The 21,255-nt window shown below is 68.4% G+C and carries 19 protein-coding genes; 11 read left to right on the top strand and 8 right to left on the bottom strand.

All coding sequences use genetic code 11. The features are described 5' to 3' along the window. Both ASD35_RS14020 and ASD35_RS14015 read left to right on the top strand, forming a co-directional pair. Nucleotides 1-473, top strand: a 473-nt coding sequence (locus ASD35_RS14020) for a response regulator transcription factor (RefSeq protein ID WP_235538347.1), incomplete at its 5' end; no start/stop codon positions are given. 35 nt (nucleotides 474-508) lie between these two features. Next, entirely contained in the window at nucleotides 509-2,014 is a 1,506-nt protein-coding gene (locus tag ASD35_RS14015; protein ID WP_056875564.1) for a sensor histidine kinase, read from the top strand. On the opposite strand, the gene rodA is transcribed toward ASD35_RS14015, so the two are convergent. Genes rodA through ASD35_RS13990 form a run of 5 tightly spaced genes read right to left on the bottom strand, consistent with a single transcriptional unit; the run spans nucleotide 1,992 to nucleotide 7,754 of the window. Beyond that, complete coding sequence (gene rodA / locus ASD35_RS14010; RefSeq protein WP_056875563.1) at nucleotides 1,992-3,146, bottom strand: rod shape-determining protein RodA; 1,155 nt, start codon at nucleotides 3,144-3,146, stop codon at nucleotides 1,992-1,994. The genes ASD35_RS14015 and rodA overlap by 23 nt on opposite strands. Beyond that, nucleotides 3,143-5,149 carry a penicillin-binding protein 2 gene (gene mrdA, locus ASD35_RS14005; protein ID WP_157275563.1) on the bottom strand — a complete coding sequence of 669 codons (2,007 nt, stop codon included), beginning with the start codon at nucleotides 5,147-5,149 and terminating at the stop codon, nucleotides 3,143-3,145. Before mrdA ends, rodA begins: the two co-directional genes overlap by 4 nt. A gap of 15 nt (nucleotides 5,150-5,164) precedes the next feature. Continuing rightward, nucleotides 5,165-5,686: a rod shape-determining protein MreD gene (mreD, locus tag ASD35_RS14000; protein WP_056875562.1), complete on the bottom strand. Its 522-nt coding sequence runs from the start codon at nucleotides 5,684-5,686 to the stop codon at nucleotides 5,165-5,167. Then, nucleotides 5,683-6,687, bottom strand: coding sequence for a rod shape-determining protein MreC (gene mreC, locus ASD35_RS13995; protein ID WP_056875561.1), 1,005 nt, complete (start codon nucleotides 6,685-6,687; stop codon nucleotides 5,683-5,685). Before mreC ends, mreD begins: the two co-directional genes overlap by 4 nt. A 23-nt stretch (nucleotides 6,688-6,710) precedes the next feature. Beyond that, complete coding sequence (locus tag ASD35_RS13990) at nucleotides 6,711-7,754, bottom strand: rod shape-determining protein (RefSeq protein ID WP_056191483.1); 1,044 nt, start codon at nucleotides 7,752-7,754, stop codon at nucleotides 6,711-6,713. Between the two features lie 210 nt (nucleotides 7,755-7,964). Here ASD35_RS13990 and gatC point away from each other — a divergent pair, with 210 nt between their 5' ends. Genes gatC through gatB form a run of 3 tightly spaced genes read left to right on the top strand, consistent with a single transcriptional unit; the run spans nucleotide 7,965 to nucleotide 11,220 of the window. Further along, the gene (gatC, locus tag ASD35_RS13985) at nucleotides 7,965-8,264 is read left to right on the top strand and encodes an Asp-tRNA(Asn)/Glu-tRNA(Gln) amidotransferase subunit GatC (protein ID WP_056875560.1); all 300 of its coding nucleotides are present in this window, start codon (nucleotides 7,965-7,967) and stop codon (nucleotides 8,262-8,264) included. Further along, a complete protein-coding gene (gatA, locus tag ASD35_RS13980; protein WP_056875559.1) occupies nucleotides 8,261-9,748 on the top strand; it encodes an Asp-tRNA(Asn)/Glu-tRNA(Gln) amidotransferase subunit GatA in 1,488 nt (495 codons plus the stop codon). Before gatC ends, gatA begins: the two co-directional genes overlap by 4 nt. A gap of 2 nt (nucleotides 9,749-9,750) precedes the next feature. Continuing rightward, nucleotides 9,751-11,220, top strand: a complete 1,470-nt coding sequence (gene gatB, locus ASD35_RS13975; RefSeq protein WP_056875558.1) for an Asp-tRNA(Asn)/Glu-tRNA(Gln) amidotransferase subunit GatB — start codon at nucleotides 9,751-9,753, stop codon at nucleotides 11,218-11,220. Nucleotides 11,221-11,273: 53 nt separating this feature from the next. Here gatB and ASD35_RS13970 read toward each other — a convergent pair whose 3' ends face one another. From ASD35_RS13970 to ASD35_RS13960, 3 genes are all read right to left on the bottom strand, one after another. Further along, complete coding sequence (locus ASD35_RS13970; protein WP_056875557.1) at nucleotides 11,274-11,981, bottom strand: hypothetical protein; 708 nt, start codon at nucleotides 11,979-11,981, stop codon at nucleotides 11,274-11,276. A 6-nt stretch (nucleotides 11,982-11,987) separates the two neighbouring features. After that, complete coding sequence (pyrE, locus tag ASD35_RS13965; RefSeq protein WP_056875556.1) at nucleotides 11,988-12,653, bottom strand: orotate phosphoribosyltransferase; 666 nt, start codon at nucleotides 12,651-12,653, stop codon at nucleotides 11,988-11,990. Nucleotides 12,654-12,762: 109 nt separating this feature from the next. Continuing rightward, a complete protein-coding gene (locus tag ASD35_RS13960; protein WP_056875555.1) occupies nucleotides 12,763-15,033 on the bottom strand; it encodes a TonB-dependent receptor in 2,271 nt (756 codons plus the stop codon). Nucleotides 15,034-15,214: 181 nt separating this feature from the next. Here ASD35_RS13960 and ASD35_RS13955 point away from each other — a divergent pair, with 181 nt between their 5' ends. The 6 genes from ASD35_RS13955 (at nucleotide 15,215) to ASD35_RS13930 (ending at nucleotide 21,252) form a co-directional block, all read left to right on the top strand. Further along, on the top strand, nucleotides 15,215-16,009 hold the full coding sequence (locus tag ASD35_RS13955; RefSeq protein ID WP_056875554.1) for an exodeoxyribonuclease III: 795 nt from the start codon (nucleotides 15,215-15,217) through the stop codon (nucleotides 16,007-16,009). 179 nt (nucleotides 16,010-16,188) lie between these two features. Continuing rightward, on the top strand, nucleotides 16,189-16,596 hold the full coding sequence (locus ASD35_RS13950) for a hypothetical protein (RefSeq protein ID WP_056875553.1): 408 nt from the start codon (nucleotides 16,189-16,191) through the stop codon (nucleotides 16,594-16,596). 33 nt (nucleotides 16,597-16,629) lie between these two features. After that, the gene (locus ASD35_RS13945) at nucleotides 16,630-17,469 is read left to right on the top strand and encodes a hypothetical protein (protein WP_200956051.1); all 840 of its coding nucleotides are present in this window, start codon (nucleotides 16,630-16,632) and stop codon (nucleotides 17,467-17,469) included. A 198-nt stretch (nucleotides 17,470-17,667) separates the two neighbouring features. Then, nucleotides 17,668-18,177 carry a L,D-transpeptidase gene (locus tag ASD35_RS13940; RefSeq protein ID WP_157275562.1) on the top strand — a complete coding sequence of 170 codons (510 nt, stop codon included), beginning with the start codon at nucleotides 17,668-17,670 and terminating at the stop codon, nucleotides 18,175-18,177. Nucleotides 18,178-18,319: 142 nt separating this feature from the next. Then, the gene (locus ASD35_RS13935; RefSeq protein ID WP_200956050.1) at nucleotides 18,320-19,885 is read left to right on the top strand and encodes a peptide MFS transporter; all 1,566 of its coding nucleotides are present in this window, start codon (nucleotides 18,320-18,322) and stop codon (nucleotides 19,883-19,885) included. Between the two features lie 167 nt (nucleotides 19,886-20,052). Then, nucleotides 20,053-21,252, top strand: coding sequence for an efflux RND transporter periplasmic adaptor subunit (locus ASD35_RS13930; protein ID WP_056875551.1), 1,200 nt, complete (start codon nucleotides 20,053-20,055; stop codon nucleotides 21,250-21,252). Nucleotides 21,253-21,255 lie beyond the last annotated feature (3 nt).

Here is a 21,255-nt window from a genome sequence, read left to right as displayed (position 1 = left end):
GCGCGCGCGGGTCGACGATGCCGGTGCTGATCCTGACCGCGGCAGACAGCGTCGAGCAGCGCGTCAAGGGGCTGGATCTGGGCGCCGACGACTACATGGCCAAGCCGTTCTCGCTGCAGGAACTTGAGGCGCGCGTGCGGGCGCTGACCCGGCGCGGCCTGGGCACGGCCAGCAGCCTCATCAAGCATGGGCCGCTGACCTTCGATGCCACCGGCCGCGTGGCCTACATCAACGAGCAGATGCTGGAGTTGTCGGCGCGCGAGCTGTCGCTGCTGGAGGTGCTGCTGCAACGCGCCGGCCGGCTGGTCAGCAAGGACCAACTGGTGGAGCGGCTGTGCGAGTGGGGCGAAGAGGTCAGCAACAACGCCATCGAGGTCTACATCCACCGGCTGCGCAAGAAGATCGAGCAGGGGCCGATCCGCATCGCGACCGTGCGCGGCCTGGGTTATTGCCTGGAGAAAATCGCGTCATGAAGCGCCTCGCCGGCCCGGTGCTGCGGCCCGCATAGATGCCGTCGAGAGACAACGGCAGCCCGCAGCAGGGCTCGCTGTTCGGCGAGATCCTCGACTGGATGCTCGCGCCGCTGTTGCTGATCTGGCCGATCAGCGTTGCGTTGACCTGGCTGGTGGCCCAGGGCATCGCGAGCCGCCCCTACGACCGCGAGCTGGGCGAGACGGCGCGCAGCCTCGGCCTGCAGGTGGCGGCGGAGTCGGCGCCGGCCAAGGGGCGGGACCGCTATGCGCTCGTGCCCGAGGCGGCGGCGCTGCTGCGGGCGGATGCGTCGGACACGGTCTTCTATCAGGTGCTGGGCCTGCGCGGCGAGCTGCTCAGCGGTGACGCGACGCTGCCGGTGCCGACCGAGGATGCGACCATCGTGCCCTGGGAGCTGCATTTCCGCGACGACGAGGTGGGCACGGACGCGGTGCGCGTGGCGTACCTCTGGGTGTCGCCCGAAGGGCAGGCCGGGTCGGGCAAGACCATGCTGGTTCAGGTCGCTGAGACGCTGGGCAAGCGCGCGCGGCTGACCAACGAGATCATCAAGGGCGTCATCCTGCCGCAGTTCGTCATCCTGCCGCTGGCGGTGCTGCTGGTCTGGCTGGCGCTGGCGCGCGGCATCTCGCCGCTCAACGAGCTGCAGCGCCGCATCCGCTCGCGCGAGAGTTCGGACCTGAGCCCCATCGACGAGCAACGCGTGCCAGACGAGGTTGCGCCGCTCGTGCGCGCGATCAACGACCTGCTCGCGCGGCTGGACAAATCGATGAGCCGGCAGAAGCATTTCCTCGCCGATGCTGCGCACCAGCTGAAGACGCCGCTGGCCGGCCTGCGCACCCAGGCCGAGCTGGTGCAGCGCGAGATCGACGCCGGCCGCTCCAGCCCCGATGAACTGAAGCGTTCGCTGGCGCAGATCGCGCGGGCCAGCGAGCGCGCGGCGCACATGGTCAACCAGCTGCTGTCGATGGCGCGCGCCGAGGACGCCGAGCAGGCGCTGCGGCGCGAGCCGCTCGACCTGGCCGAGATCGCCATCGACACCGTGCGCGACTTCGTGCCGCGCGCGCTGGAGCGGCGCATCGACCTGGGCTACGACGGTGTCGTGCCGGATGACAGCCGGCTGCGCGTGCACGGGCAGCCGGTGCTGCTGGGCGAGCTGATCCGCAACCTCGTCGACAACGCGCTGCTGTACACGCCGGCCGGCGGGCTGGTGACGGTGCGCGTCGTCGAAGATCCCTTCGGCCAGGTCGTCGTGCTGCAGGTGGAGGACAGCGGGCCGGGCATCGCGCCGGGCGAGCGGGAGAAGGTGTTCCAGCCCTTCTACCGGTCGCTGGGCAGCGGCGTCGAGGGCTCGGGGCTGGGGTTGGCGATCGTCAAGGAAATCGTGCAGCAGCACGAGGCCGAGCTGACGCTGGACGATGCCCGCGTGCGGCGCGCGGCGGGCGGCGAGTCGCCCGACGGGCAGGGGCCGGGCGCGCGGTTCACGATCCGCTTCCCGGCGACTATGTCTTCACCAGCTTCTTGACCCGCGCGATCGACATCAGCAGCCCGAGCGACAGGCCGAGCGTCGCCATCGCCGTGCCGCCATAGCTGATGAAGGGCAGCGGCACGCCGACGACGGGCAGGATGCCGCTGACCATGCCCATGTTGACGAAGACATAGGTGAAGAAGGACAGCGTGACGGCGCCCGCCATCAGCCGCGTGAACAGCGTCGGCGCGTCGGACGCGATCATCAGCCCGCGCAGGATCAGCGCGGTGAAGCCGGCCAGCAGCGCCAGCGCGCCCAGCAGGCCGAACTCCTCGCCGAAGGCCGCGAAGATGAAGTCGGTGGTGCGTTCGGGGATAAATTCCAGGTGGGTCTGCGTGCCCTGCATGAAGCCTTTGCCGGTCACGCCGCCCGAGCCGATGGCGATCTCGCCCTGGATGATGTGGAAGCCCTTGCCCAGCGGGTCCTTGCTCGGGTCGAGCAGCGTGCAGACGCGGTGCTTCTGGTACTCCTTGAGCACCGGCCATTTGACGTCCGGCTGGCAGATCGCGTCTTCGCTGAGCACCAGCGCGGTCGCACCGGCGGCGGCCAGCACGACGGCCGGCACGATGAGCTTCCAGGGCAGGCCGGCGAAGAAGATCACGTACAGGCCCGCGGCCAGCACCAGGATGCCGGTCCCGAGGTCGGGCTGCTTGGCGATCAGCACGAAGGGCAGCAGCAGCAGCGCGAACGCGGCGATGAAGTCGGGCCAGCGCAGCAGGCCCTCGCGCTTCTGGAACCACCAGGCCAGCATCAGCGGCGTGGCGATCTTCAACAGCTCGGAGGGCTGGATCTGCGTGACGCCGATGCTGAGCCAGCGTGTCGCGCCCTTCTTCGTGACGCCGAACAGCGCGGTCGCGATCAGCAACGTGATGCCCACCGTGTACAGCGGCACGGCCAGGGCCATCAGCGTCTGCGGCGGCACCCGCGAGACGATGTACATCAGCCCCAGCGCCAGCGCCATGTTGCGGCCATGGTCGACGAAGCGCGTGCCGTGGTCATAACCGGCCGAGTACATGCACAGCAGGCCCCAGCCGCACATCCACAGCACGGCCAGCAGCAGCGGGATGTCGAAGCCGCTGAGCCAGGGCCTCAGGCGCTGCCACAGGGGCGGACGCTCGATGACGGTCATCGTGAAGCTCCTGAAGCGGGCGCCGAGGCGGCGATGGGCGCGGAAGCGGCCTGGCCGGGCAGCAGCGGCACGTCGGCCACCTTGCGCGGCGTGCCGATGGGCGCGAAGGTCTGGCCCAGTTGCGTCTTGGCGATGTCTTCCTCGCTGGGGTAGGTGCCGGTGAGCAGGTAGTCGAACACGCGGCGGGCGATCGGCGCGGCCGAGGACGAGCCCCAGCCGGCGTTCTCGACGATGACGGCCAGCGCCACGGTGGGGTGCTCCATCGGCGCGAAGGCGACGTACAGCGAATGGTCGCGCTTGCGCTCGTCCGCCTTGATGCTGCTGTACTTCTCGCCGGCCCTCAGGCCGACCGCCTGGGCCGTGCCGGTCTTGCCGCCGCTTTGGTAGGCGGCGCCCAGGAACACCTGGCGTGACGTGCCTTCCAGCGTCACGCCGTTCATCGCGTTGCGGATGACGTCGACGTCGGCCGGGCGCAGCGGCAATGGCTCGCGCGCGTCGCTGGCGATGCGGCGCCGTTCGTGCCTGACGACGTCCTCGATCTCGCGCACCAGGCGGGGCTTGTAGCGCTGGCCGCCGGAGGAGACCGTCGCATAGGCGTTGGCCATCTGCAGCATCGTGAAGCTGTTGTAGCCCTGGCCGATGCCCAGCGAGATCGTCTCGCCGGGGAACCACTTCTGGTTCGCCGGGCTCTTGCGGAAGTAGTTGCGCTTCCATGCCTGCGACGGCAGCACGCCGCTGACCTCGCCCTGCACGTCGATCTCGGTCTTGCTGCCTAGGCCGAAGGGTGCGAGCTGGTCATGGATGAGGTCCACGCCCATCTCGTTGGCAAGGCTGTAGAAGTAGACGTTGGAGGACGACACGATGGCCAGACGCATGTCCTTCGGTCCCGGTCGGTCGGTCTCGGGGCTGCCGAAGGTGCGGCCGCCGAAGCTGTAGGTCAGGTTGTCCATGACGATGGTGCCGGGCGCGCGCTTGCCGCTGGTCAGCGCGGCCATGGCCATCAGCGGCTTGAAGGTGGAGCCGGGCGGGTAGGTGCCGCGCAGCGCGCGGTTCAGCAGCGGCTTGTCGATGTCCTCGTTGAGGTCGCGCCAGGAGTCGGCGTCGATGCCGTCGACGAAGAGGTTGGGGTCGAAGGTGGGCTTGGAAACGAAGGCCAGCACCTCGCCGTTGCGCGGGTCTATGGCCACCAGCGCGCCGCGGCGCTCGCCGAACAGCCGCTCCACCAGCGCCTGCAGCTTGATGTCGATGGACAGGTTGAGCGTGTTGCCCGGCGTGGGCGGCTTGTGGTCCAGCCGCCGCACGGCTCGGCCGCCCGCGCTGGTCTCCACCTGCTCGAAGCCGGTCAGCCCGTGCAGCTCCTTCTCGTACGCCTGCTCCAGGCCCAGCTTGCCGATGTACTCGGTGCCGCGGTAGTTGGCGAGGTCCTCCTCCTCCCAGTCGTCCATCTGCTTCTTCTCGGCCTGGTTGATGCGGCCGATGTAGCCGATCAGGTGGGCGCCGACCTCGCCGAGCGGGTAGGAGCGGAACAGCCGCGCCTTGATCTCCACGCCGGGGAAGCGGAAGCGCTGGGCCGTGAAGCGCGCCACCTCCTCGTCGGTCAGCTTGGTGCGGATGGGCAGGGAGTCGGTGTGCTTGGCTTCCTCCAGCAGGCGCTTGAAGCGGCGCTTGTCGCGCGGCTGGATGTCGACGACGTGGCCGAGCGCCTCGATGGTGGCGTCCAGGTCGACGACCTTCTCGGGGTTGATCTCCAGCGTGTAGGCCGAGTAGTTGCTGGCCAGCACCACGCCGTTGCGGTCCTTGATGAGGCCGCGGTTGGGCACGATGGGCACGATGGCGATGCGGTTGGACTCCGCGCGTTCGGCGAAGTTGTCGTACTGCCAGACCTGCAGCCACACCAGGCGCAACACCAGCAGCCCGAAGCAGAACAGCACGAACGCGCCCGCCGCCAGCACGCGCATCCGGAAGCGCGACAGCTCCTGGTGGAGGTTCTTGATGACGACCACGGCGTGGCGGCTCGGTCAGAGAGGGCGGTGCGCGTCGCGGTCCGGCGCGCGGCGTTGCGGCGCCAGCAACAGCACGCTCGCGATCGGCCACAGCGCGGCCTCGAACACCGGCGCCAGCAGCATGCCCCAACCCGGCCACATGCCGCCGACCAGCATGCGCACGACCAGCGCCAGCACATGGGCGCCGAAGAACAGCGGCAGCACCTGGACGGCCTGCGCCCGCAAGGAGAACCACGGCAGGCGGCGATGCAGCGCGATGGCGCCGAAGCTCAGGCCGCTGTAGGCCAGCGCGTGCTGGCCGAGCAAGGCGCCGTCGTGCACGTCGACAGCCAAGCCGAAGATGAAGGCCCACAGCACGCCGACGCGGCGCGGCTGGTGCACGCCCCAGAACACCAGCACCACGGCGAGCACGTCCGGCATCGCGGCGGCGCGGCCGACCGGCACCATGTCCACCATCAGCGCGACGATCAGCGTGAAGGCGATGAACCAGGGGTTGGCAGGGAGCAGCAGCTTCTCGGCTGCGCGCGGCATGATCATGGCGCGGCTCCCGAGGCCTTGGTGGCCGCTTTTTCGGCAGCCTTCTCGGCGCGTGCGGCCTTCTTCGCCTCGCGTGCCGTGGCCTTGGCCTCGGCGGCCGATGCGGCCTCCGCCGCGGCGGCCACTTCGGCCTCCCGCTTGGCCGCCACATGCCGGTCCATGGGCTGCAGCACCAGCACATGCCGTGCGCTGTCGGGCTGGGCGATGGGGGCCAGCAGCACCTGGGCGAAGCTGGAGTCGCCGCGGCGGTCCACCGTCGCCACCTTCGCCACCGGCAGGCCCGGCGGGTAGACGCCGTCCAGGCCCGAGGTCGTCATCAGGTCGCCGACCTTGACGTCCGCGTTCGCGGCCAGGAAGCGCAGCTCCATGCCGGTGCCGTCGGCGCGGCCGGCGGCGGCGTTGCGCATCTGCGTGCGCGCATTCAGCAGCGGGATGGCGGCATCCTTGTCGGTCAGCAGCGTGACCTCGGCCGACAACGGGTAGACCCGCGTCACCTGGCCCAGCACGCCGGCCTCGTTGATGACCGGCGAGCCGGGCGCCACGCCCTGTGTCGCGCCCCGGTCGATGACGACGCGGCGAGAGAACGGGTCCGGCGCCTCGAACAGGATTTCGGCCGACAGCGACGGCACGGCCGTCGCCGGGCGCAGGTCCAGCAGCTTGCGCAGGCGGTCGTTCTCGGCCTGCAGCGCCGACGCGCGCGACAAGCGCTCGGCCTGCTCGGCGAGCTGGCGCTTGGCCTGGTCCTCGGCGGCCATTGCGCGCTGGGTGCCGCGCAGGTAGTCGCCGGCCGTCTCCCAGGCGTCCACGGGCGTCAGCAGCAGCCGCTGCACCGGCTGCAGCACCAGGGCCAGCGCGGCGCGCGCGGGGTGCATGAGCTTGAAGCGGGCATCGGCCACCATCAGCAGCAGCGCCAACGCCGAACACAGCGCGAGCTTGGTCAGCGCCGACGGACCCTGACGGAAGAACGGTGGCGGTGAGCGGTCTAGGGTGCCGAGAGGCATGGCGCGCGCGGCGCGTTAGGTGCTTATTCGGACGTGAAGATGGAGCCCAGGCGCTCCATGCGCTCCAGGGCCATGCCGCAGCCGCGCACGACGCACGTCAGCGGGTCTTCGGCCACCAGCACGGGCAGGCCGGTCTCCTCGCCGAGCAGGCGGTCCAGGTCGCGCAGCAGCGCGCCGCCGCCGGTCAGCATCATGCCGCGCTCGGCGATGTCGGCGCCCAGTTCGGGCGGCGTCTGCTCCAGCGCGTTCTTCACGGCGGAGACGATCTGGTTGAGCGGGTCGGTCAGGGCTTCAAGGATCTCGTTGGACGAGATCGTGAAGCTGCGCGGCACGCCTTCGGAGAGGTTGCGGCCCTTGACCTCCATCTCCTTGACCTCGCTGCCGGGGAAGGCGCTGCCGATGTTCTTCTTGATGGCTTCGGCGGTGGGCTCGCCGATCAGCATGCCGTAGTTGCGGCGGATGTAGTTGATGATGGCTTCGTCGAACTTGTCGCCACCGACGCGGACCGATCCCTTGTAGACCATGCCGCCCAGCGAGATGACGCCGACTTCCGTCGTGCCGCCGCCGATGTCGACCACCATCGAGCCCGACGCCTCGGCCACCGGCAGGCCGGCGCCGATCGCGGCAGCCATCGGCTCCTCGATCAGGTAGACCTCGCTGGCGCCGGCGCCGAGGGCCGATTCGCGGATGGCGCGGCGCTCCACCTGGGTCGAGCCGCAGGGCACGCAGATGATGATCCTCGGCGACGGCTTGAACGTCTTCGAGTCATGGACCATCTTGATGAACTGCTTGAGCATCTGCTCGGTGACCGTGAAGTCGGCGATCACGCCGTCCTTCATCGGCCGGATGGCCTCGATGTTGCCGGGCACCTTGCCCAGCATGGCCTTGGCCTCGCGGCCGACGGCCTGGATGGTCTTCTTGCCGTTGGGGCCGCCCTCGTGGCGGATCGAGACGACCGAGGGCTCGTCCAGCACGATGCCCTTGCCGCGCACGTAGATCAGGGTGTTGGCGGTGCCGAGGTCGATGGCCAGGTCGGTGGAGAAGTAGCGGCGCAGGGAGGCAAACATGGTGTGGCGCGGGAGCCTCGCCGGCGGGGCGCGGCTCGAAAAATTGGGGGGTGCTTAAAGCAGCGAGGCCGCCCGGACCGCGACGAAAACAGTCGCTGAAGGGGCAGCCCCGAAGGCCATGAAGATGGACGGCGATAATAACCGAACACCCCGTTCTGAGGCCCGCCAGCACTGGCTTTCTGGCTTCAGGCTTACATCTGAAAACCCTTCATGAGCCTCACCCCTGACGACGTGAGCCGCATCGCCCATCTGGCCCGGCTGGAACTGCAACCGGCCGAGTCCGAGGCGCTGCTGGGCAACCTGAACGACTTCTTCAAGATCGTGGACCAGATGAGCGCCGTCGACACCGCTGGCGTCGAGCCGCTCTACACGCCGCTGTCGGCCGTGCAAGAGGTGGCCCTGCGCCTGCGTGACGATGTCGTCACCGAGAGCAACCAGCGCGAGCGCAACCAGCAGAGCGCCCCGGCCGTCGAGGACGGCCTCTTCCTCGTTCCCAAGGTCATCGAATGAAGCCCGTTCACGACATGGGCGTGGCCGAGCTGGCCGCCGCCCTGAAGAGCCGCGCCGTCTCCAGCCGCGAGGCCACGCAGGCCCTGCTGGGGCGCATCGCCGCCCACGAGAAGCTGGGTGCCTTCCTGCACGTTGACGCCGACGGTGCGCTGGCCCGTGCCGATGCCGCCGACGCGGTGCTGGCCGCCGGCAATGCCGGCCCGCTGACGGGCGTGCCGATCGCGCACAAGGACATCTACGTCACGGCCGACATGCCGACGACGGCCGGCTCCAAGATGCTGGCCGGGTACCGCAGCCCGTTCGATGCCACGGTCGTCGCCAAGCTGAACGCGGCCGGTACGGTCGCTTTAGGCAAGCTGAACTGCGACGAGTTCGCGATGGGCTCGGCCAACGAGAACAGCGCCTACGGCCCGGCGCACAACCCCTGGGACCTCGGCCGCGTGCCGGGCGGCTCGTCGGGCGGCTCGGCCGTCGCGGTGGCCGCGCGCCTCGTGCCCGGCACGACCGGCACCGACACCGGCGGCTCCATCCGCCAGCCGGCCAGCTTCACCGGCATCACCGGCATCAAGCCGACTTACGGCGTGTGCTCGCGCTACGGGATGATCGCCTTCGCCTCCAGCCTGGACCAGGCCGGCCCGATGGCCCGCTCGGCCGAGGACTGCGCGCTGCTGCTGTCGGCGATGAGCGGCTTCGACGAGCGCGACGCAACCAGCGTGCAACAGCCGCCGCAGGACTTTCATGCGCAGATGCTGGCGGCGCGCGAGACGGCCACCGCCGCCAAGCCGCTGGCGGGGCTGCGGATCGGCCTGCCGAAGGAGTTCTTCCCGGCCGGCCTGTCCGCCGACGTGGACGCCGCCGTGCGCGCGGGCTTGGCCGAGCTGGAAAAGCTGGGCGCCATGTTGGTGGACGTGAGCCTGCCTCGCACCGAGCTGGCCATCCCCGTCTACTACATCATTGCCCCCGCCGAGGCGAGCTCCAACCTTTCGCGCTTCGATGGCGTCAAGTTCGGGCATCGGGCCGCCAAGTACGACGACCTGCTGGACATGTACAAGAAGACGCGTGCCGAGGGCTTTGGCCCCGAGGTGAAGCGCCGGATCATGATCGGCAGCTACGTGCTCAGTCATGGCTACTACGACGCGTATTACCTCCAGGCTCAGAAGCTGCGCCGCATGATCGCGGACGACTTCCAGCAGTGCTTCGCGCAGTGCGACCTGATCGCCGGCCCCGTGGCGCCCACCGTCGCCTGGAAGCACGGCGAGGGCAAGGACAACCCGACCCAAGCCTACCTCGCAGACATTTTCACGTTGCCCGGCTCGCTGGCTGGCCTGCCCGGCATGAGCGTGCCGGTGGGCACCGGCGAAGGCGGCATGCCGGTCGGCCTGCAGCTGATCGGCAACTACTTCAAGGAAGGGCAGCTGCTGCACGCGGCCCACGCGCTTCAGCAGGCGACCGACTGGCATCTGGCCGCGCCCTCAGGATTCTGACCATGCCAACAGCCAAACTCATCCGCGGCTACGAGGTCGTCATCGGCCTCGAAAACCACGTCCAGCTCTCCACGCGGAGCAAGATCTTCAGCGGCAGCTCGACCGCCTTCGGCGCGGCACCCAACACGCAGGCCTCGCCGGTGGACCTGGCGCTGCCCGGCACGCTGCCGGTGCTGAACCGCGCGGCCGTCGAGCGCGCCATCCGCTTCGGCCTGGCGGTCGGCGCCAAGGTGGCGCCGCTGTCCATCTTCGCGCGCAAGAACTACTTCTACCCGGACCTGCCCAAGGGCTACCAGATCAGCCAGTTCGAGATCCCGGTGGTGCAGGGCGGCGCGGTGGAGTTCTTCGTCGGCGACGTCAAGCACAAGGTCAACCTGACCCGCGCCCACCTGGAGGAAGACGCGGGCAAGAGCCTGCACGAGGACTACCACGGCCAGTCGGGCATCGACCTGAACCGCGCCGGCACGCCGCTGCTGGAGATCGTCTCCGAGCCCGACATGCGCTCGGCGGCAGAGGCGGCGGAGTACGCCAAGACGCTGCACGCGCTGGTGATGTGGCTGGGCATCTGCGACGGCAACATGCAGGAAGGCTCGTTCCGCTGCGACGTCAACGTGTCGGTGCGCAAGCCCGGCGAGCCCTACGGGACGCGTCGCGAGATCAAGAACCTCAACAGCTTCCGCTTCCTCGTCGACGCGGTGAACTACGAGGTCAACTGGCAGATCGACGAGCTGGAGGACGGCCGCCGAATCAGCCAGGCGACCATCCTCTACAACCCGGACACCGGCGAGACCCGCGCGATGCGCAGCAAGGAGGACTCGGCGGACTACCGCTACTTCCCCGACCCCGACCTGCCGCCGCTGGTCGTCGCACCGGAATGGGTGGAGCGTGTCAAAAGCGAGATGCCCGAGCTGCCGGCGGTGATGGCTGCGCGCTTCGTCGAGCAGGACGGCTTGCCGGCCTATGACGCCACGATGATGACGCAGAGCCTGGCGTTCGCCCGCTATTACGAGGCGGCAAGGGATGCGTGTGGCCAGCCCAAGCTGGTCGCGAACTGGATGATGGGCGAGCTGGCGCGCCGGTTGAACGCCGAAGGCATGGCCGTGGACAGTGAGGTCTGCATTCCCGCGGACAAGCTGGCATGGCTCATTCGGCGCATTGCCGACGGCACGATCTCCAACAGCGGCGCGAAGCAGGTGTTCGAAGCGCTTTGGCACCCTGAAGGAGAGGTCTTCGACGCCGATCAGGATGTCGATGCGCTGATCGAGTCGATGGGCCTCAAGCAGTTGAGCGACACCGGCGCCATCGAGGCCATCCTGGACGAGGTGCTGGCGGCCAACCCCAAGTCGGTCGACGAGTTCCGCGCCGGCAAGGACAAGGCCTTCAACGCGCTGGTCGGCCAGGCGATGAAGGCGACCAAGGGCAAGGCCAATCCGGCGCTGGTCAACGAACTGCTGAAGAAGAAGCTGGGCTAGGACGGAGGGCAAGACCTGCGTCTTGCCTGACCGACGCCTTGAGAAGGCCTGGCCTACTTGGAGGCGCCGGGCTTCGGCGTCGCCGGCGGCGCCGTCTTCGTCAGTTCGCCCAGCGGCGGCATCGACCCCGGCGTGGCGCCGGCCCAGAGCTTGCGCAAGCGCGCGAGCTCGGCGTCGAAGCGGGCGTTGACGCGCACGATCTCGGCCTTCTGATTCTCGATGAGCTGCTCCTGGGCCTCGACGCTGGCGTCGTTCGCGTCGAGCGCCTGCTTGAGCTTGCCCGGCAGCGGCCGGCCTTTGTAGAACTCGGCCTCGTCCAGCAGCGGCTTGCGCTCGGCGCCGAGGTCCTTGATGCGGCGCTCGGAGATGTGCATCGCCTTGTTGGCGTCATCCAGCGCCAGGAGACGGGCACGCTGGTGCGCGGCCTCGTTCGGATAGCGCTGCATCAACGTGCGATCGCGGCGGATCGCGTCCAGCTGGGCAATTCGCTCGGCCGCGGCGCGGCGGTCGGCGGCTTCCTTGGCGGCGCGCTCCTCCGGGCTGAGGAAGGGCGGCAGCGTGGCGCGGTGCGAGCCGTCCGGGTTCAACACACGCTGTTCGCGCGCGGTGCATTCAGGGATGGGTCGGTCGCCGGTCAGCTTGCGGCCATCGGCGGTGGTACAGGTGTAGATGCCTTTGCCCGGCGACCCGTCCTGGGCCCAGGCGGTGGATGCGAGCAGGCAGCAGGCGACGAGCAGGACGCGCGTACAGGATTCGTTCACAGCCGCTCAGACCCCGTAGCGTTCGCGGTAGGCCAGCACGGCGGGCCGATGGGTCGCCAGCTCCGGCGCGCCTTCGAGGTAGGCGAGCAGATCGGCCAGGCCGGCCAGGGCCACCACCGGCAGGCCGTAGCGCTGCTGCACCTGCTGCACGGCGGACAGCGGGCTGTCGACGCCACCTTCGGCCGCCTTCTCCTGGCGGTCCAGCGCGATGGCGACGCCGCAGGGCGCGGCGCCGGCGGCCTCGATCATCTGGATGGACTCGCGCACCGAGGTGCCGGCGGAGATGACGTCGTCGATGATGAGCACCCGGCCCTGCACCGGCGCGCCGACGAGGGTGCCGCCCTCGCCGTGGTCCTTGGCCTCCTTGCGGTTGTAGGCGAAAGGCAGGTTGTGGCCGTGCCGCGCCAGCTCCATCGCGACCGCGGCGGCCAGCGTGATGCCCTTGTAGGCGGGGCCGAAGATCATGTCGAACTGCAGGCCGGATGCGATCAGGCGCTCGGCATAGAAGCCGGCCAGGCGGCGCAGCTTCTCGCCGTCATCGAACAGGCCGGCGTTGAAGAAATAAGGGCTGAGCCGGCCGGCCTTGGTCTTGAACTCGCCAAAGCGCAACACGCCGGCCTCCACGGCGAAGGCGACAAAGGACTGGGCGAGCGGATCGGCGGCGCGGGACATGTGACAAAGATTCTAGGGGGCAAAGAAAGAGGCCTGACCCCTAGAACGGGCCAGGCCTCTTCTGGTTTACGCGAGTCCGGCGGAGCCCGCCGCGCTCGCGCAGTTGAGACTAGAAACTTGCCTTGAACTGCACGCCGTAGCTGCGCGGCTCGTTGACGATGCCGGTCAGGTTGTTGAAGTCGATGGCGGCGACGACCTGGCGGTGGTTGGTGATGTTGCGCGAGTAGGCGGCCACCTCGTACTTGCCGTTGGCCCAACCGTAGCCCACGCGCAGGCCGCCTTCGAGCGCCGACTTGGCCGTGTACTCGACGGCCTCGTACAGGAACATGTTGTATTTGTCCTTGTACGCCCAGTCGGTCAGCACGGTCAGTTCGCCGTTGCCGATCTCGGTGCTGTACTTCAGCGTCCAGTTCCACACCACCTTGGGCGCGCGCGGCAGCGCGTTGCCGTTGATGCTGACCGTGCCGGGAAGCGGGCCCGCCGGGTCGAGCACCGTGCAGGATGCGCCGCAGGGCGCGGCAAACAGGTTCGCATCCTTGATCTTCGTGTCGTTGTACGAGAAGCCGAGCGTGGTGCGCCAGTCGCGGGCGATGATGGCCTGCGCATCAAGCTCGAAGCCTTGTCCCTCGGCCTTGGCGGCGTTGATCAGGCGGTTCTGATTCACGCCACCGCTGCCGGCGGTGAGCTGCATGTCCTTGACACGGTACTTGAAGACCGTGCCGCTGATGCGGGCGGTGTTGTCGAGCAGGTCGGCCTTGAAGCCGGCCTCGACGGACAGCACCTTCTCCGACTTGGCGACCGAGATGGTGTCGCCGAACAGCACACGCCCCTGGATGGACGGCGCGCGGTAGCCGGTGGCCACGCGGGCGAACAGACTGGTGGCCTTGTCCAGGTTGTAGTTGGCGCCCAGGTCCCAGCTCCAGTTCGTCGACTTGGGGTTCGCGGTCAGCGGGCCGACGTTGGCGCCGCCGAAGGGCGTCTGGGTACGGGCGGCGTCGAAGTCCTTCTTGTCGTTGGTGTAGCGCACGCCGCCACGGATCTTGAGGTCGGGCGTCAGGGCGTAGTTCAGGTTGCCGAAGGCGGCCCAGGACTTGGCGTTCTGATGCTGCACCGCGTAGCCGTTCTGCGGGTCGCCGGCGGCGAAGCTGTCGAAGTTGAAGCTGTCCACCTGCAGCTTCTCGTTGAAGTAGTACAGGCCGGCGATCCACTGCAGCGCCGCGCTGGTGTTGGACTGCAGCCGGAACTCCTGCGTCGTCTGGCGCAGCGTCGGGATGCCGTCGGCGGTCTGCGAGTCGAACGGGATGTTGGCGTTCTGGCCGCCGTAGTTCGGACCCGAGGGCGGCACGAAGGCGGAGCCGAAGCCGCCGTCGACGTCGCCGCGGCTGTAGAACTTGGCGCGGTCGTGGGCGGTGATGGAGTACAGCGACACGCCATCGAAGTCCCAGCGCAGGCGGGCGCTGACTTCGCTGGACTTCAGGGTCTGCGAGTTGTAGCCGTCGGTGGGGTAGTAGCTGTCGTCATAGCCATCGACGAAGTCGTTCGTGCCCTTCTTGATGATGTTGGCGCGGAATGTCGTGGCCGAGCCCTTGAAGTCGCGGGCCTGGACCTTGAAGAGGCCGGAGAAGTTGCCGTTCTTGTAGGCCGCCTGCAGGCGCAGCGCCTTGTCGTTGTAGCCCTCGAGGTCGGCTGTGGCGCCAGCCGTGGCGGCGATGGGGTTGTGCACGCGATCGTCCTGGCGCTGCACGATGCCGGCGACGCGCATCTGCCAGTCATCGCTCAATGGCACGTTGACCGCAGCTTCCAGGTTGACGGAGTTCCAACGGCCGTAGCCGAGGTTGGCATAGCCCTCGAATCGCTTGCCCGGCTTGACCGAGTCGAACTTCATCACGCCGGCCGGCGAGTTGCGGCCGAACAGGGTGCCCTGCGGGCCGCGCAGCAGCTCGACCTGCTCCATGTCGAACACCGGGAAGCCCTTGAGCGCGATGCTTTCCTGCACCACATCGTCATAGACCAGGCCCACCGGCTGTGAGGCGTTCATGTCGAAGTCGGTGTTGCCCAGGCCGCGGACGTAAAAGCGCGGGAAGGTGCGGCCGTAGTCGGACTCGATGTTCAGGCTGGGTACCTTGCCGGACAGCGCGCGGATGTCCTGGCCGCTGGCGTTGTAGGTGTCCAGCTCCTCCGACTTGATCGCCGAGATCGACAGCGGCACTTCCTTCAGGTTCTCTGCCCGCCGGCTGCCGGTCACGATGACGGCTTCGAGCTGGGTGGTGTCCTTCTTGGCCTCGGGCGCCGGTGCGTTCTGTGCCATGGCGGCCTGCATCGGGAAGGCCGCGCCGAGCGCCAGCGCGAGCAGGGTCGGAGAAATGCGGTGATTCGGCATGAGAAATCCTCGGGTTGACGGGTCGGCGAAGGGGGGTATGTGGGCACCAGGCATTTCTGACGCCGCTGGATTGCGACGGGATAGTAAAGATCGCGTGGCGTTTTCGTGATGGAAGCGGCGGCTCTGTTGTGCTTTTGCTGCACTGCGATACTGGGCGACGCCTTCCATCCCCCTAAGTCCGATGCGCTTCATCACCGCCAATCTCAACGGCGTCCGCTCCGCCGCCAGCAAGGGATTTTTCGACTGGCTGGACCAGCAACAAGCCGACGCCGTCGGGGTGCAGGAGCTCAAGGCGCAGGCCGACGTGGTCGAGAGCCAGTTCCGCAGCTGCGACAAGCTGGCCGGGCATTTCCATTACGCCGAGAAGAAGGGCTACTCCGGCGTGGGCCTGTACACGCGCGAGGAGCCGAGCGACCTGGTGACAGGCCTCGGCATGCCCGAATTCGACTGCGAGGGCCGCTGGGTCGAGAAGCGCTTTGACAAACCCGGCCGCAAGCTCAGCCTGATCAGCGTCTATTTCCCCAGCGGCACCAGCGGGGAGGAGCGCCAGCAGGTCAAGTACCGTTTCCTGGCCGCGCTGTACCCGCACCTGATGGCGCTGAAAGCCGAGCGCGAGTTCATCCTCGTGGCCGACGTCAACATCGCGCACAAGGAAATCGACCTGAAGAACTGGCGCAGCAACCAGAAGAACAGCGGCTTCCTGCCGGAGGAGCGCGCCTGGCTGACGCGACTCTTCGCGGACGGCAGCGACGGCGGCGGCTTGGTCGACGTGTTCCGTACGCTGAACGACAAGGCCGAGCAATACACCTGGTGGAGCAACCGCGGCAACGCGCGCGCCAACAACGTCGGGTGGCGGCTGGACTACCACCTGGCCACGCCCGGTCTCGCGGCCCTTGCCCGTCGCGAGGCCATCTACACCGGCCAGCTCTTCAGCGACCACGCGCCGCTGACGATCGACTACGACTTTTCGCTGTAGCTGTAGCCTGCGGTAACGAGCCGCTACGGGGCGGGGGCGCCTCCTACATGGCATTGGGCATGGGGCCGACGCCGCTGGCAAGGGGAGCGCCATAGAGTGGATTCCAGCCGGTGGAAATTGAATGCCCGGCCTCACCGGCCGGCCCATTCGCCGGTCCCCACCACTGAAAGGAGTCCCCCATGTCCGCTCTCAAGACCGCCACCAGCGCCCTGACCGCCGTCGCCCTCGTCACCGGCATCGGCCTGGCCTGGGCCCAGACCGACGCGCAGAACCAGCCGACCGATCCGATGGCCGCTGCGACCGCTTCGCCGACCAGCGAGCAGACGCCTGCCGATCCGAACGCCATTGCGCCGGTTGACACCACGATGCAGCAGCAGCAGCCCGTCGACAACACGGCTCCTGCCACCGCGCCGGCTGACACCGCCGCCACCGCGGTCGCGCCGCTGCCCAGCGATTCGACGTCCACGACCACGACGACCACGACCGTGACGCCCGCCGCGGACAACTCGTACACCGCCCCGGCCGCCACGACGACGACCACCACCACGCCCAGCTACGAGCCTGCTCCCCGCGCTGACCGCAACTGATCGGGCACGGGCCCTGCGCTTTTCTGACTGACCATGCGTTTCGGAGAGCGCCCTGACGTCGACGCCGCGACTGCTGCGCGGCGCGACGTCATCTCAGGCCTGGGCCAGGGCGCGCTGTTTGCCGCCATCGCCCTGGCCATCCTCTACATCTTCTTTGGCGACGCTTTCAAGCAGCGCCGCCCTGCCACGCCGCACGCGACACCGCGGCCCGCAGTCGCTGCCCTCCATGCGCTGGCACCAGCGCCTAGGCCGGTGGTGGACCGCAAGCTGGATTTCGGCGACGTCCGCGCTCCCGCGGATGTGACCCGCGTCGCCAGCTGGGCCGTTCGCGAGGCCGACAACGGCGACCGCCCCTTCGTCATCGTCGACAAGCGGCGCGCCCGGGTCTACGTCTTCAACCCCGCCGGCCAGCTGCTGGGCGACAGCCCGGTGCTGCTCGGCTATGCGGCGGGCGATCACAGCGTTGCCGGCATCGGCAACAAGACCATCGCGGAGATCAAACCCCACGAGCGCACCACGCCAGCGGGGCGCTTCGCGTCGGCGCCCGGTCGCAACGCCCTCGGTGAGGACGTCGTCTGGGTCGACTACGACGCCGCGGTCTCCATGCACCGCGTGCGCGCCACCAACCCCAAGGAGCGCCGCCTGGAGCGGCTGGCCACCAAGACGGCGGCCGACAACCGCATCAGCTGGGGCTGCATCAATGTGCCCGTGGCTTTTTTCGACAAGACGGTATGGCCCAATATCGGCGAGAAGCGCGGCATCGTCTACGTGCTGCCCGAAAAGCAATCCTTGACGGCCTACTTCCCCGCTGCGGCGCCGCCGCAGGTTCTGGCGCAAGCGTCTACAGGAAAAAGTAACAACGCAAAACCGTGAAGTCCTCGCCTGTGCGTCCAGGCCCCGTCTTTCTAGACTGCCCGTCGGGTTGGTGCGAGGTTGCGCCGCCCATGGACAGCGAGGCAGCGCGTGGGCAGCAGTTGGGCAGGCCGGGTCAGGACCGGCGTCGTCAGCATCGTTACAACTTGGGGTGTCATTTCGATGGCGCCTGCGGCAGCGGAAGTCGCTGTCCGGCCGGTGGCACATGACGCCCGCGACGGCCGCCCCTTCGCCATCGTCGACAAGCGTCAGGCGCTGCTGTCGGTCTACGCCGCAGACGGCCGGCTCATCGGTCGCACCGCGGCGTTGCTGGGCCTGACGCCCGGCGATACCGAACCTGCCAGCGCCCGCGGCAAGGCACCGAGCGCACTGCAATCGCACGAGCGCGTGACGCCCGCGGGTCGTTTCGAGGCCGTGCCGGGCCGCAACCTGAGCGGCGAGCGGGTCGTCTGGTTCAACTACGACAACAACCTCGCCATCCACCGCCTGCGTCCGGTGTCCGCGGCGCAGCGCCGCGAGGAGCGCCTCGCGTCGGCCAACGCGCAGGACCACCGCATCACGCTGGGCTGCGTCGTCGTCGACCCGGCCTTCTTCGACGAGGTCGTGCTGCCCGTGCTCGGCCAAGGCCCCAGCCTTGTCTACATCCTGCCCGAGGTCGAGCCGATGGTCGCCGCCGGCGGGGGCAAGCCGCACGCCGCGGCGCCCTGACCCAGCCCCGTCGACCCAGGGCATTCCCGAGGGTCCGCTGAAGCGGAAACGGCGCGCCAGGCGGGACAATTCCCATCCTGTCCAGCGGGCTACCCGCCCGCTCTGCCCGCCCACCCTATCGGGTTCACCTGGAACGAACGACGTGACTACCACCTCTCCCGTGGCCAACCCGGCCATGCCTGGCCGCGTGGCGCCAGCGCCGGCCACCATCCTCGGCCAGCCCAACCAGCTCTTCGTCCTCTTCTTCACGGAGATGTGGGAGCGCTTCTCCTACTACGGCATGCGGGCGCTGCTGGTGCTGTTCCTGGTCACCGAGGCCAGCAAGGGCGGCTGGGGATGGAGCCGGGCGGAAGCCACCAATCTCTACGGCTGGTACACCGGCCTGGTGTACCTGACGCCCATCCTGGGCGGCTACATCGCCGACCGGCTGCTCGGCACGCGTCGCTCCGTGCTGCTCGGCGGCTTCATCATCGCGGCCGGCCACGTTGCGCTCTTCATGGAGACGGTGACGAGTTTCTACATCGGCCTGGGGCTGGTCGTCATCGGCACCGGCCTGTTCAAGCCCAACATCTCGGCCATCGTCGGCCAGCTCTACGGCAAGGACAACGAGGGCGCCCGTGACGGCGGCTACACGCTGTTCTACATGGGCGTGAACGCCGGTGCCTTCTTCGGCATCTCGCTGTGCGGCTACATCGGCGAGAAGGTCTCCTGGAATCTCGGCTTCGGCCTGGCCGGCGTCTTCATGATCCTGGGCGCCATCCAGTTCTGGCTCAGCCAGGGCCTGTTCGGCGCCATCGGCGACAAGGTCGACGCTGCCGCCAAGGTCGCACGGGAAGCGCTGGACGACACGCCCCAGCACGTCGTGGCGGACCGCCTGAAGGCGATCTTCATCTTCTCGTTCTTCACGATCTTCTTCTGGTTCGCCTTCGAGCAGGCCGGCGGCTCCATGACCATCTTCGCGGCCGACTACACCGACCGCACGCTGGTCGGCACCAGCGGCTTCGTCTTCAAGATCGTCAACACCGCGATGACCTTGGTGCCGGCGGCCATCCTGTCATGGCTGCTGTTCAAGCTCTATCGCTCCACCGGCGGCAGGTACGCGCTGGCCAACGTGTCGCTGGCCGTCGCCTTCGCCATCATCTGGGGCCTGTGCCTGTGGATGCTCGGCCGCGAGTTCGCGATGGAGCAGAGCGAGGTGCCGGCCACCTGGTTCGGCGTGCTCAACAGCTTCTTCATCGTCGTGCTCGCGCCGATGTTCTCCAAGCTGTGGGAGAAGCACTGGAATCCGTCCGGCCCCGTCAAGTTCGGCACCGGCCTGGTGCTGCTCGGCCTGGGCTTCGCCGTGCTCTCCTACGGCTCGGCGGGCATCCCGCAGGGTGCGAAGACGGCCCAGGTCAGCATGATGTTCCTGACGCTGGCCTACCTGTTCCACACCATGGGCGAGCTGTGCCTGTCGCCGGTTGGCCTGTCCTACATCTCCAAGCTGGCGCCGGCGCGCCTGCTCGGGCTGATGTTCGGCGTCTGGTTCCTGAACACCGCCATCGCCAACAAGATCGCGGGCTCCACCGGTGCGGTCATCGACCAGGTGTCCAGCCAGCATTCGATGTCCGTCTTCTTCCTGATCTTCACCGTCATCCCCATCGCCGCGGGCCTCGTGCTGATGGCGATGACCCCGTTGATGAGGAAATGGATGCATGGCGTGCATTGACGTGCCGCCGCCGTAACGCCCAAAGCCGCCTGACCGCGGCTTTTCCTTTGTTCACAGTTCGTAGCTGTTGACAAGCGCTGTCAGCAGCCTGAATGGGCTTTCATGTTCGGGGTGACGTTGTAACGGGTGATCTGGCTACAGTCGCCCGCTTGCATTCGGAGCCCCCCATGACGAAGACCAGCCTGGCGCTGCCGCTAACTCCCTTTCTTGTCGTCCTGCTTGCCGCCTGCGGCCAACAGCCCGATGGCGCTGGCGGCCCCGGTGGCCATGGCGGCCCCCCGCCGGTGTCGGTGGCGCCGGCCACGCAGCGCGAGGTGCAGGAGTTCGACGAGTTCACGGCCCGCCTGGAGGCGCCCGACACTGTCGAAGTGCGTTCCCGTGTCGCCGGCACCGTCGAGGCCGTGCGCTTCAAGGAAGGCCAGCTGGTCAGGAAGGGCGAACCGCTCTTCACCATCGACACGCGCGCCTTCCGTGCGGAAGTGGCTCGCGCCGAGGCGCAGATCGCCGCGCTGAAGACGCAGGCGGAGCTGGCCAGGACCGACCTGGCCCGCTCCGAGAAGCTGGTCAGCGCCAACGCGGTCAGCCAGCAGGAGATCGACCAGCTGCGTTCCGCGCTGCGCAGCGCCGAGGCGAACCAGAAGGGCGCCGAGGCCGCGCTGGTGCAGGCCAAGCTGAATGTCGAGTACGCCAACGTGACGGCGCCGGTCAGCGGCCGCACCTCGCGCGCCAACGTCACGCCAGGCAACCTCGTCGGCGTCGGCGACCCGGTGCTGACGACCGTGGTGTCCAACGACAAGGTCTACGCCTACTTCGACGCCAGCGAGGCCACCTACCTGAAGTACATGCGCTCGGCCAAGCCGGCCGCCACGGTGGTGCAGATGGGCCTGTCCAACGAGCAGGGCTTTCCGCACACCGGCAAGCTGGACTTCGTCGACAACCGCCTGAACCCCGCCACCGCCTCCATCCGCGCCCGCGCGGTGTTCGACAACAAGGCGGGTCAGTTCACGCCCGGCCTGTATGCCCGCGTCAAGCTCGGTGGCGGCAGCAGCTACCAGGGCGTGCTCGTGCCCGACCGCGCCATCACGACCGACCAGACACGCAAGATCGTCCTCGTCGTCGGCCCCAACAACATCGTGCAGCCGCGCCCGGTCACGCCGGGTGCGCTGATCGACGGCATGCGCGTCGTCGATGGCATCAAGGGCGGTGAGCTGGTCATCGTCGACGGCCTGCTGCGCGCCATGCCCGGCGCGCCGGTCACGCCCCAGGTGCTGAAGGTCGACGACAAGGGCATGCCCATCCCGGCCGCGCCGCAGGGTCAGCCGGGCGCCGCGCCCGCTGCCGCGCCGGCCTCCGCTGCGTCGAAGTAAGCA

The organism is Pelomonas sp. Root1444, assembly GCF_001426885.1.
Classification (GTDB): Bacteria; Pseudomonadota; Gammaproteobacteria; order Burkholderiales; family Burkholderiaceae_C; genus Pelomonas.
Note: the sequence above shows the minus strand (reverse complement) of the source record. Positions and strands in the feature narration are given on the sequence as shown.

Bases quoted from the DNA above. Each gene is read 5' to 3' on its own strand.
- ASD35_RS13950 (WP_056875553.1), top strand. From the start codon at position 16,189: ATGTCCGCTCTCAAGACCGCCACCAGCGCCCTGACCGCCGTCGCCCTC.
- gatC (WP_056875560.1), top strand. From the start codon at position 7,965: ATGAGCCTCACCCCTGACGACGTGAGCCGCATCGCCCATCTGGCCCGG.
- gatB (WP_056875558.1), top strand. From the start codon at position 9,751: ATGCCAACAGCCAAACTCATCCGCGGCTACGAGGTCGTCATCGGCCTC.
- gatA (WP_056875559.1), top strand. From the start codon at position 8,261: ATGAAGCCCGTTCACGACATGGGCGTGGCCGAGCTGGCCGCCGCCCTG.
- mreD (WP_056875562.1), bottom strand. From the start codon at position 5,686: ATGATCATGCCGCGCGCAGCCGAGAAGCTGCTGCTCCCTGCCAACCCC.
- rodA (WP_056875563.1), bottom strand. From the start codon at position 3,146: ATGACCGTCATCGAGCGTCCGCCCCTGTGGCAGCGCCTGAGGCCCTGG.
- mreC (WP_056875561.1), bottom strand. From the start codon at position 6,687: ATGCCTCTCGGCACCCTAGACCGCTCACCGCCACCGTTCTTCCGTCAG.
- ASD35_RS13955 (WP_056875554.1), top strand. From the start codon at position 15,215: ATGCGCTTCATCACCGCCAATCTCAACGGCGTCCGCTCCGCCGCCAGC.
- ASD35_RS13990 (WP_056191483.1), bottom strand. From the start codon at position 7,754: ATGTTTGCCTCCCTGCGCCGCTACTTCTCCACCGACCTGGCCATCGAC.
- ASD35_RS13945 (WP_200956051.1), top strand. From the start codon at position 16,630: ATGCGTTTCGGAGAGCGCCCTGACGTCGACGCCGCGACTGCTGCGCGG.
- pyrE (WP_056875556.1), bottom strand. From the start codon at position 12,653: ATGTCCCGCGCCGCCGATCCGCTCGCCCAGTCCTTTGTCGCCTTCGCC.
- ASD35_RS13960 (WP_056875555.1), bottom strand. From the start codon at position 15,033: ATGCCGAATCACCGCATTTCTCCGACCCTGCTCGCGCTGGCGCTCGGC.
- ASD35_RS14015 (WP_056875564.1), top strand. From the start codon at position 509: ATGCCGTCGAGAGACAACGGCAGCCCGCAGCAGGGCTCGCTGTTCGGC.
- ASD35_RS13930 (WP_056875551.1), top strand. From the start codon at position 20,053: ATGACGAAGACCAGCCTGGCGCTGCCGCTAACTCCCTTTCTTGTCGTC.